Source organism: Streptomyces sp. NPDC059850 (assembly GCF_042731515.1).
In the GTDB taxonomy this organism is placed as follows: Bacteria; Actinomycetota; Actinomycetes; order Streptomycetales; family Streptomycetaceae; genus Streptomyces.
The window spans coordinates 204,623-214,638 of sequence record NZ_JBHWJI010000008.1 but is presented as its reverse complement, the minus strand read 5'-3'; the positions used below and the strand labels follow the sequence as shown (position 1 = coordinate 214,638).

Below are 10,016 nucleotides of genomic sequence, written 5' to 3'. Positions count from 1 at the left end.
CCGCCGCCTCCGGCGACGCCCTCGCCTCCCCGATGCAGGGCACCATCGTCAAGGTCGCCGTCGCCGAGGGCGACACCGTGGCCGAGGGCGACCTCGTCGTCGTCCTGGAGGCCATGAAGATGGAACAGCCCCTCAACGCCCACCGCGCCGGGATCATCAAGAACCTGAACGCGGACACGGGCGCCTCGGTCAGCTCCGGCGCCGTCATCTGCGAGATCAAGGACTGACGCCGCACCCCTCATCGGCAGGCCCCGCCCCGCCAGCGGTCAGCGGGGGAGGGGCCTGCCGATGTTCAGGCCGCTCATCCTTGGCGCCTAGCCCTTGAGCGTGCGCTCCAGGAAGCCCAGCACCGTGTCCGCGTACACATCCGGCTGGGTCTTGATGCCCTGCAGATGGTCGGTGTCCGGCAGGGTGTGCACCTCGGCCAGCGGATAGCGCTCGCCCAGCGCCTGTACCCCCGAGGCCGGGATCATCGTGTCGCGCTCACCGGCCAGGAAGAGCATCGGCGTCCGCTCGTACGCCCCCTCCGCCTTCGGCGGCCACTGCACCCGCAGCATCGCCAGGGCCGACGACGCGGCGACCACCTCCAGGGCCTTCCGGGAGGGCCCGGTGCGCAGCGGGCCGGGGATGGGCAGCCCGTCGGCCGCGACGAAGTTGCGGAACAGGGGGGAGAGTTCGAGCGCCGGGCCGCTGTCGCAGATCACCGCGTCGACCGGGCAGTCCGCCGCCCGCCCCAGCAGGTAGAAGGAGGGGAAGGCGGAGATGGAGAAGCCGAAGACGGCGAAGCGGGCCGCCGCGTACTCGTCCATCGCGCGCAGATGCTTGATGACGGCCACCACATCGTCGGTGTGACGGTCGCTCATGCCCCAGCACGCCGGGTCCGAGACGCTCTTGCCGTGGTTGCGGTGGTCGAACATGGCGACCGTGTAGCCCGCCTCGTTCAGCAGCCGCGCCTGGGCCAGGCTCGCCGACTTGCTCAGCCCCAGCCCGTGGCCGAGCACCACCACCCGCGCCGTGTCGCCCGGGCAGAGCCACACATGCAGCCCGCGCGGCTTCCCGTTCAGCGGCACCTGGACGTCGGTGCTGGTCAGGCCCAGATCCTCGGGCTTCTTGTGATGCGGCCGCCGGGGCGGGTGATAGATGAAGTACGAGAGGAAGGCACCGTAGAGCGGAGCCACCGGGAGAGTCGCCGCGGAGGCCGCCTTCGTCAGGAATCCCGTCGCCATTACGCAAACCCCCATCACTGATCGTGCCCGGTCGTGCGCGATCGTAGTGGTGTCACCCGGTGCCCGGGCCAGCCGTGAGGTGAACGTGTCCGAAGTCACCGGGCGTTCCCGTGCCGCAACGTCGCGTCGCGGCACGGGCGTTGCGGGCGCGGCGGGTGGGTACCGTCGTCGGTGGACGGACGCCGGACGGCGGACACGGATGAACTCCAACGGAGGTAACGGAACAGTGCCGCTCATACGCCCGGCCGATGATCCCGCTGTTGACGCTTCCTGGGGGCCGCTCGCCGCCCCGCCCCGCCCCGGGGACCGCCCCGGCCCCGGCGAGGTCGCCGTATGGCTGCTGCACATCCCGCCGTACACCTCCTTCGCCGCCGAGGTCGCGGACCGGACGCTGGACGCGGGCGAGCGCGAGCGCGCCGCGGGGATGCGGCACGCGACGGCACGCGAGCGCTATCTCACCTCGCATGTGGGGCTGCGGACCCTGCTCGGCGGCTATCTGGGGAGGGACCCGGCGGACGTCGAGTTCACCCGCGAGACCTGCGGCATGCCGGACTGCGCCAAACCGCACGGCCGCCCCGCCCTCGCGGGCGACACCACCCTCGCCTTCTCGCTCTCCCACGCCGGGGACGCCGCGCTGTGCGCGGTGTCGGGCGGCGCGCCCGTCGGCGCCGACATCGAGGAGCGGAACCCCCGGCGCTCCGGCGACCGCCTCGACGGACTGATCGGCCAGCTGCACCCCGGCGAGCGCGCGGCGATCGCCGCGCTGCCGGACGAGGAGGAGCGGGAGCGGGCGTTCATTAGCTGCTGGGTACGTAAGGAGGCGTACCTGAAGGGCATCGGGACCGGGCTGCCGGGCGGGCTGCGAACCCATTACGTCGGCCTCGCGGAGGAGTTCGGCGCCCACGCCGATGTGTCCACTCCACCGGGCTGGGCCTTCGCCGACCTGCCCGCCCCGCCCGGCTACCACGCCGCCGTCGCCGTCCGCGCCGAGGCCGCCCCGGCCGTGACCTTCGCCGGTCTACGGCTCGGGTGAACGGGTCAGGTACCTTCGGACATATGTCGCATCGTGACGAGGTGGAACTCTCCGCAGGCACCATCGAGTACGAGGACACCGGGGGTGAGGGGCCGGTCGCCGTGCTGCTGCACGGCGTCGCCATGGACGGCTCGCTGTGGCGCGAGGTGGTCGCCGCGCTCCGCCCCGGCGTCCGCTGCGTCGTCCCCACCCTGCCGCTGGGCGGCCACCGCCGCCCCATGCGGCCCGACGCCGATCTGTCCGTCCTCGGCGTGGCCCGGCTGGTCGCCGAATTCCTGGAGCGGCTCGACCTCACGGACGTCACCCTCGCGATGAACGACTGGGGCGGCGCCCAGGCCCTCGTCGCCGACGGCCGCGACGAGCGGATCGGGCGGCTGATCATCACCTCGTGCGAGGCGTTCGAGAACTTCCCGCCCGGTCTGCCCGGCAAGAACCTCCACACCTCCGCCCGCCTCCCCGGCGGTCTGCGCACGGCCTTCTCTCTGCTGAAGCTGCACCCCATGCGGCGGCTGCCGATGACCTGGGGCTGGATGACCAAGCGCCCGGTGCCGCCGGAGGTCATGGACGGCTGGTTCCGGCCGCTGTGGACGTCCCCGGAAATCCGCCGCGACCTGCGGAAGTACGTCCTCGGTGTGCCGCCCGCGGCGGAGCTGCTGCGCTGGGCCGAGCGGCTGCGCGGCTTCGACCGCCCCGCGCTGGTGGCCTGGGCGTCCGAGGACCGGGTGATGCCCCCGGAACACGGCCTCCGGCTGGCGGCCATGCTGCCGCAGGGCCGCCATGTGGAGATCCCCGACAGCTACACCCTGATCCCGCTGGACCAGCCGCACCGGCTGGCCGCGCTGATGCGCACGTTCCTGCTGGACGGTGACGCGGCCGCCTAGCGTTGTCCGACCCCCGGCGTACCGTCGTCAGTATGTGCAGATCTATCAAGACGCTCCGTCCCCCGTACGCCGAGGTCGTCACCGAGGAGGACATGCGCGCCGCCGCGCTGCAGTACGTACGCAAGATCAGCGGCTTCCGCCAGCCCGCTCCGCACAACGCCGAGGCCTTCGACAAGGCGGTCGAGACGATCGCCGCCGCCACCGGCGAGCTGCTGGGCACGCTGGAGGTCAGGGGCGGCCGTACAAGCTGAATGGCCCTGTTGCACGAGCGATGGCGCTCTGAAGCGTTGGTGCAGCCTGCTCGAATGCCCCCAGTTCCAGGACTTCGCCGGGACGGCCCCGTTCAATGTCCAGCATGGCGAGCATGGCTAGGGCGAACCACTGCATGGAGCGATCCCCAGCGTGCCGCGCCAGCATGTGCGATTCCAGGAACGCGGTGCGGGCAGCGTCCCATTGTGCGGCATCGAACAGCAGCCATCCGGCGACCTCGGCCGCTTCTGCTACGGCGGCAAGATAGCCGGTTCGATCCTTTTCAGGGATCGAACCGGCGTCGAGTCTCCGTTGCTGGTACCAGTGATGCCAAGCTTCCATCTGCGCCGAGCAGCTGGTCCAGCCCTGCCGCCAGTCTCGGGGAGGGTGATTGTTTTCCGTTGATGACTCGCGACGGGTAAGCCACGTCGTAGTTGAGGGCACGGGCGGCGAATGGGTGAGATCAGTTTGCGTCGCCCTACGTCCTCGTGGCTGTCACCGGGCCCGGCCAGGGGCCTCGCTGCACCACCGCAACCATGGCGAGCGGCGTGGGGGCGGGCCGGTGACCGCGACCAACGGCCTGCGGCTGCTGCCGTGGACGAGCCCGGATGGCAGGCCGTGCTACCTGGCACCGGCCGGTGCCAACAGCCGATTGAGCCGCCGGGCGGACGAGATCGAAGATCTTCAGCTCTCCATGGGTACCGAACTCCTAGGCCACGCCAGTGCGTTGCTCGACGACCGGATGATGGACATCAGAGAGGTCCGCTTCCTGGCGGAACGGCTGTGTGAGGCGCTGCGCGACGCGCTTCCAGCCCGCAGGCGATGTGGAAAACGACCCGGCAGAGCCGGAGGGCGGCGCGGACGACCCAGGAGGTGTCATGCCCATCTCACTCGTCCAGTGGGTGAGTTGAGTCAGGGGGAGACTCAGCGGACGTAGTTCTTCAGGATCTCCGTATCGAGCGTGATGTCCACGGGCTCCGGGAGCGTGACCTGCTCTCCGAAGGGCGCGCGGTGGATGTCGAGGTAGCAGCCGCTCTTCGGGTCGGGATTGGTATGCATGACGACCGCGCAGGCGTCGCGGTCCACGAGGAGGTAGACGGGAATGTCTGCCGCTGCGTAGGCGGCGGGCTTGTCGATACGGTCGCGGCGGTCGGTGTCACGGTCGTACGACGTGACCTCGACGGTCATCAGCACCCCATCTGGATCGGCCCACTCGCCCTGCCCTGCGAAGTGTGCGACAGGTGCCAGTGATCCGTCCGGGCGGGCCCGCCCCTTGCGGTACTGCCCGACCTTCAGTCCCTGGGACGTATGCAGGTCGAGATCTGGGCGACTCTGCATGCACTGCCTGAGCAGCCACATAATGATCGTCTCGTGATCCCCGTCGGCCACGCACTTCTCCTCGATCCGTCCGTTGATGAACTCCAACGTGACGGTTTCGGGCAGGGTAGAGGCGATCTCTTCGAACTCTTCCACCTGCATGTGAGACGTACGCTCGGTCATAACCGTCATGTTGCACCTCTTTCCTGGAGGAAGCCAGCATTGCTGGGCACGCGTGCGACGGGGGCACAGTCCGTGGGGGATCACTCCCACGAGTGACGGTTCGACGTCAGGCGGTAACACGACTGGGGCTCCTCGAATAATCGAGGAGCCCCAGTCAATGCCATGGTGCGCCGCCAGGGACTCGAACCCCGGACCCGCTGATTAAGAGTCAGCTGCTCTAACCAACTGAGCTAGCGGCGCCTGCTGACGACGTAAATACTACCTGGTCCGGAGGGGTGCTTTTGACCAACATCAGATGGTCAGCGAGAGCAGCATCGGGGCCGCCTCGCGGTTGAGCAGGTAGGCGGCCTGGCGCAGCCGGTGGGCGTGCTCCAGGGGGAGGGAGAGGGCCAGGCAGCCGACGGTGCGGCCCGCCGTCACGGGGACGGCCGCGCAGACCGTGCCCACGGCGTATTCCTGGAGGTCGAGCACAGGCACGGTGGGCGGCTGGCTGTCCAGCTTGCGGAAGAGCACCTTCTCGCTGGTCGTCGTCCGCGAGGTGAGCCGCACCGTCTTGTGGCGGGCGAGGTGATCGCGGCGGCCGTCCTGGTCGAGCTGGGTGAGCAGGCACTTTCCGACGGCCATGGCGTGGGCGGCGGCGCGGAAGTCCACCCACTCGTTGACCCGGGGCGTACGCGGCCCGTCCGCGTACTGCGTGACCTTGACTTCGCCGTCCACATAGCGGCTGAAGTAGACCGCCGCGCCCACCGAGTCGCGGAGCGCGGTGAGCGACTTCTGCAGCTTGTCCTCGACGGCGTGCCCGCGCCCCGGGTCCCCGGTGTCCAGCAGGGTGAGGGAGGCGCCGCCGATGTACGCCCCGTCGGTGATCTGCTCGACGTACCCCTCGCGGCGCAGCATCCGCAGCAGCTCGGTGAGCCGGGCGCTCGGCAGCCGGGTCTCGCGGGCGATGCGGGCGTGACTCACCCCGCTGGAGTGCCGGGCGACGACCTCCAGGATGCGCAGGGCGTGCCGCACCGAGCGGAGCGGTGCGATCGGCTCGGGCCCCAGCACCACGACGTCCCCTCTCGCAGGTGGTGGCTTCGTTCCACGATAGCCGCCAAGGGGGCGATATGGAGCGGAAGTTGAACGATGGCATGTGCCACCGCCAGTCCGCCCAAATCGCCCCCTCCTGCCTCAGGGGTTACAGCACGGCGCTCAGGAACTCCCGGGTCCGCTCGTGCTCCGGCTCCGAGAAGATCTTCTCCGGCGGACCGGACTCGATGACCCGGCCCGCGTCGAACATCAGTACGTCGTCGGAGATGTCCCGCGCGAAGTTCATCTCGTGGGTCACGCACAGCATGGTGATGTCCGTCGTGTGGGCGATGTCCCGCAGGACGTCCAGCACCCCGGCCACCAGCTCCGGGTCGAGCGCCGACGTCACCTCGTCCAGCAGCATCACCTGCGGCCGCATCGCCAGCGCGCGGGCGATCGCCACCCGCTGCTGCTGCCCGCCGGACAGCTGCGTCGGGTACATGTCGCACTTGTCGCCGAGGCCGACGAGGTCGAGCAGTTCCCGCGCCCGCGTCTCGGCCTCGTCCTTGTCCAGGCCGAGGACGTGCACCGGGGCCTCGGTGATGTTCCGCAGCACCCGCATATTGGGGAAGAGGTTGAACTGCTGGAAGACCATGCCGATCTTCTTGCGCACCTCGCGGGTGTGCTTCTCGCCCGCCGGGACCAGCTTGCCGCCCCGGTCCTCGTGGGTGAGGTAGTCCCCGTCGACCTTGATCGTGCCCTCGTCGGGCTTGAGCAGCGTCATCAGCAGCCGCAGGATCGTGGTCTTGCCGGAGCCGGACGGGCCGATGAGGGTGACGTGCTTGCCGGAGGAGACCGAGAAGTCGAGGTCGTCCAGGACCGTATTGGTGCCGAAGCGCTTCGTCACCTTGTCGAAGCGGATCAGTTCACTGCCGTCCACGGCAGGATTCGTGTGGTCGGTTTCAGTGGCCAAGACGACGCTCCAGGACTCGCATGAGAAGAGATGCCGGATAGGCGATGAGGATGAAGGCGATGCCGACCATCGTGAACGGCTCGATGTAGTGGAAGGACGACGAGGCCTCGCCCCGCGCCTTCTGCAGCATGTCGACGACGCCGATCAGCGCGAGCATCGGGGAGTCCTTCAGCATCGCGATGACGTAGTTGCCCAGGGCGGGCACCACGCGGCGGATCGCCTGCGGCAGGATCACCGCCCGCCAGGTGCGGACCCGGGAGAGGCTGAGCGCGGTGGCCGCCTCCCACTGGCCCACCGGCACACCGTCGATACCGGCCCGGTAGACCTCGGCGGTGTACGTCGAGTAGTGCAGCCCGAGCGCGATCACGCCGGTGGTCAGCGCCGAGAACTTGATGTCCCACGTCGGCAGTACGTAGAAGAAGAAGAACAGCTGCACCAGCAGCGGGGTGTTGCGGATGAACTCCGTCACCGCCGACACCGGCCAGCGCACGAAGCGGCTCGGCGAACGGAACGCCATCGCCCACACCAGCCCCAGCGCGAACGCCAGGACCGAGCCGAGGGCGGTGGCCTCCAGCGTGATCAGCAGCCCGTGGCCCAGCTGGGGGAGGAAGTCCTTGGCCACATCCCAGTTCCAGTTCACTGGGCACCTCCTCCGACGACGATGTTGCGGGACTGCTCGGTCTCCTGCTTGCCGAGCAGCTTGCGCGTGACCAGCGAGCCCTTGGCCGGAGCCTGGCCGATGTTCGCCTTCGCGCGCCGCTCCAGCACCCGCATCAGCCGGGTCAGGATGAACGCCAGCACGAAGTAGAGGACCAGGATGATCGTGTAGATCTGCGCACTCTCACCCGTCGCCAGCCGGGAGAGCTGGGCGGCGAAGGTGATGTCGGCGACGTTCACGGCCGAGACCAGCGCCGTCGCCTTCAGGATCTCGATCAGCAGGTTGTTGAACGGCGGGATCATCTCGGGGATCGCCTGCGGCAGGATCACCCGCCGCATCCGCTGCGCGGGCGTGAAGCTCAGCGCGATGGCCGCCTCACCCTGGGCCGGTGCCACGGAGGCGATCGCACCGCGGACGATCTCGGAGCCGTACGCCCCGTAGTTCAGCCCGATCGCCAGCACCGCCGCCCACATCGGGAACAGCTGCCAGCCGAAGGCCAGCGGCATCACGAAGGCGAGCCAGAACATCAGCACCAGGGCCGACGTACCGCGGAAGATCTCCACGTACGCGCCGGTGAGGAAGCGGACGGTCCGCAGCCGCGACGTGCGCGCCATGCCGATGCCGAACGCGACGACGACGGCGAAGACCGCGCTGTACAGGGTCAGCTGGATCGTGATCCAGACGCCCGGAAGAAGCCAGTGTTCCCACAGCCCGGCCGTCATTTGCACAGCTCCTCGGCGGTCAGATCGGTCATCTCACCCTCGGTGAAACCGAAGGGCCGCACGATGCGCAGCAGCTCACCGCTCTTCTTCATCTTGTGCAGCTCGACGTTGAAGGCGTCGCGGAGTTTGGTCTCCTCCGGCCGGAAGGCGAAGCCGCCCGCCCCGATGTCCGGTTTGCCGTCGAGCATCGCCTGGAACGGCTCGGTCGCCTCGGCCCGCTTGCTGTTCCGCTGCTTGACCACGTTGTGCACGGTCACGGTCGTGCCCGCGAACACATCGGCCCGGCCCTGCTCCACCGCCAGCAGCCCGGCCAGCTGGTCCGGGAGGATCAGCATGTCGCTCTCCTTGACCCCGGCGTTCTTGGCGTAATCGATCTCGGCATAGGCGGTGCCGGTGGCCATTTTGGCCTTCTGCTTGACGATGTCGTCGTAATTGTGAAGGTTCTTCGGATTGCCCTTGCGGACGATGAACGCGTCCCGCATGCGGTAGTCGGGGTCGGAAAAGATCACCTGGGCGCAGCGCTCGGGGTTGATGTACATCCCCGCGGAGACCACGTCGAACTGCTGCGAACGGAGTCCCGGGATCAGCGAGCCGAACTCGGTCGGCACCGGCTGGACCCTGTCCACCCCCAGCCGCTTGAAGATGACCTTCGCGATCTCCGGCGCCTCACCGGTGAAGTCGCCGTTCTTGTCGATGTAGCCGAATGGGATCTCCCCCGCAATTCCCAGCCGGACCGTGCCCTGCGCTCGCAGGCGCTCCAGCAGATTGCCCCCGTCCTTGGCATCCGAGCTGGACACCCGGCTACAGCCGACCGCGCCCAGCAGGCCAAGGGCCGCGCCGCCGACCAGAAGCGATCGACGGGATGCCCCTTTTGCTCTGCTATCGATATCTTTCCCACGTGGTGGAGCCATGGGCGCGCGGCTACCCGAACTCACGAAATATATGCGGGCCGTTTCCAGCCCTTGATACAGACGATGCGGGGTATGCCCCCTGGGGAAGGACTGGTAGGGACGGGTAAGGACTGTTCCGAAGCGACCTGGAGGAATGTCGATGGTTGACCGAGCCGACCGGTTCATCGAGGTCTCGCTCGACAAGCGCGGAGTGACCTGCACCGCGAAACTCCTCGACGACCGCGCGCCGATCACCTGCGAGGCCGTCTGGAACGCGCTGCCGCTGGGGGGTGACGTCTATCACGCCAAGTACGCGCGGAACGAGATCTACGCGCTGCTGCCCCCCTTCGCCCCCGAGGAGCCACCGCTGGAGAACCCCACGATCACGCCGATCCCCGGGGACCTGTGTTACTTCACCTTCACCGACACCCAGCTCGGCACGAAGTCCTACGGCTACGAGGCCCAGGCCAAGCACCAGGGCAAGCGCCAGGTGGTCGACCTGGCGCTGTTCTACGAGCGGAACAACCTGCTCATCAACGGCGACGCGGGCTGGGTCCCGGGCATCGTCTGGGGCTCGGTGGTAGACGGCCTGGACCGCATGGCCGACGCCTGCCAAGACCTCTGGCGAGCAGGAGCCCTGGGCGAAACCCTAAGCTTCCGCCGGGCGTAGCCGGGTCTGGGCAGCCCCGGGGCCGGACGGGCGCTTGAAAGCGGACCTGCGCCAAATCAAGCCCCTCCGGTGCTGGGCCGGACGGGTGCTTGAAGGCGGACCTGCGCCAAATCAAGCCCCTCCGGTGCTGGGCCGGACGGGTGCTTGAAGGCGGACCTGCGCCAAATCAAGCCCCTCCGGCGATTGAGGAGCGGGGTCTGGGG

13 protein-coding genes and 1 tRNA gene are annotated in these 10,016 nt (G+C 68.7%); 5 read left to right on the top strand and 9 right to left on the bottom strand.

Annotated elements, in window-relative coordinates; genetic code table 11:
- Positions 1-227: acetyl-CoA carboxylase biotin carboxyl carrier protein subunit (locus ACFV9T_RS09430; protein ID WP_385437883.1), on the top strand; the 227-nt coding region annotated here is incomplete at its 5' end.
- Between the two features lie 87 nt (positions 228-314).
- On the opposite strand, the gene ACFV9T_RS09425 is transcribed toward ACFV9T_RS09430, so the two are convergent.
- Positions 315-1,226, bottom strand: coding sequence for an alpha/beta hydrolase (locus tag ACFV9T_RS09425; RefSeq protein WP_385437880.1), 912 nt, complete (start codon positions 1,224-1,226; stop codon positions 315-317).
- 226 nt (positions 1,227-1,452) lie between these two features.
- Between ACFV9T_RS09425 and ACFV9T_RS09420 the strand changes: the two genes are divergently transcribed.
- Genes ACFV9T_RS09420 through ACFV9T_RS09410 form a run of 3 tightly spaced genes read left to right on the top strand, consistent with a single transcriptional unit; the run spans position 1,453 to position 3,391 of the window.
- Positions 1,453-2,259, top strand: a complete 807-nt coding sequence (locus ACFV9T_RS09420; RefSeq protein WP_385437877.1) for a 4'-phosphopantetheinyl transferase family protein — start codon at positions 1,453-1,455, stop codon at positions 2,257-2,259.
- A 23-nt stretch (positions 2,260-2,282) separates the two neighbouring features.
- Positions 2,283-3,140 (top strand): alpha/beta fold hydrolase, encoded by an 858-nt coding sequence (locus ACFV9T_RS09415; RefSeq protein ID WP_385437875.1) that lies wholly within the window; start codon positions 2,283-2,285, stop codon positions 3,138-3,140.
- A 32-nt stretch (positions 3,141-3,172) separates the two neighbouring features.
- Positions 3,173-3,391, top strand: a complete 219-nt coding sequence (locus tag ACFV9T_RS09410) for a DUF2277 domain-containing protein (protein WP_385437873.1) — start codon at positions 3,173-3,175, stop codon at positions 3,389-3,391.
- On the opposite strand, the gene ACFV9T_RS09405 is transcribed toward ACFV9T_RS09410, so the two are convergent.
- From ACFV9T_RS09405 to ehuB, 8 genes are all read right to left on the bottom strand, one after another.
- Positions 3,369-3,731: a hypothetical protein gene (locus ACFV9T_RS09405; RefSeq protein ID WP_385437871.1), complete on the bottom strand. Its 363-nt coding sequence runs from the start codon at positions 3,729-3,731 to the stop codon at positions 3,369-3,371. The genes ACFV9T_RS09410 and ACFV9T_RS09405 overlap by 23 nt on opposite strands.
- A 582-nt stretch (positions 3,732-4,313) precedes the next feature.
- Positions 4,314-4,898: a Uma2 family endonuclease gene (locus tag ACFV9T_RS09400; RefSeq protein WP_385437869.1), complete on the bottom strand. Its 585-nt coding sequence runs from the start codon at positions 4,896-4,898 to the stop codon at positions 4,314-4,316.
- 154 nt (positions 4,899-5,052) lie between these two features.
- Positions 5,053-5,129: transfer RNA gene (locus tag ACFV9T_RS09395), tRNA-Lys, on the bottom strand.
- A gap of 51 nt (positions 5,130-5,180) precedes the next feature.
- The gene (locus tag ACFV9T_RS09390; protein ID WP_385437867.1) at positions 5,181-5,942 is read right to left on the bottom strand and encodes an IclR family transcriptional regulator; all 762 of its coding nucleotides are present in this window, start codon (positions 5,940-5,942) and stop codon (positions 5,181-5,183) included.
- Positions 5,943-6,069: 127 nt separating this feature from the next.
- Positions 6,070-6,840, bottom strand: coding sequence for an ectoine/hydroxyectoine ABC transporter ATP-binding protein EhuA (ehuA, locus tag ACFV9T_RS09385; RefSeq protein WP_385437865.1), 771 nt, complete (start codon positions 6,838-6,840; stop codon positions 6,070-6,072).
- 22 nt (positions 6,841-6,862) lie between these two features.
- Positions 6,863-7,513 carry an ectoine/hydroxyectoine ABC transporter permease subunit EhuD gene (gene ehuD / locus ACFV9T_RS09380; RefSeq protein WP_385437862.1) on the bottom strand — a complete coding sequence of 217 codons (651 nt, stop codon included), beginning with the start codon at positions 7,511-7,513 and terminating at the stop codon, positions 6,863-6,865.
- Entirely contained in the window at positions 7,510-8,253 is a 744-nt protein-coding gene (gene ehuC, locus ACFV9T_RS09375; RefSeq protein ID WP_385437860.1) for an ectoine/hydroxyectoine ABC transporter permease subunit EhuC, read from the bottom strand. Before ehuC ends, ehuD begins: the two co-directional genes overlap by 4 nt.
- Positions 8,250-9,164 carry an ectoine/hydroxyectoine ABC transporter substrate-binding protein EhuB gene (ehuB, locus tag ACFV9T_RS09370; RefSeq protein ID WP_385437858.1) on the bottom strand — a complete coding sequence of 305 codons (915 nt, stop codon included), beginning with the start codon at positions 9,162-9,164 and terminating at the stop codon, positions 8,250-8,252. The genes ehuC and ehuB overlap by 4 nt, the downstream gene beginning before the upstream one ends.
- Before the next feature lie 139 nt (positions 9,165-9,303).
- Here ehuB and ACFV9T_RS09365 point away from each other — a divergent pair, with 139 nt between their 5' ends.
- Positions 9,304-9,813: a DUF3830 family protein gene (locus ACFV9T_RS09365; protein WP_385437856.1), complete on the top strand. Its 510-nt coding sequence runs from the start codon at positions 9,304-9,306 to the stop codon at positions 9,811-9,813.
- Positions 9,814-10,016: the final 203 nt, after the last annotated feature.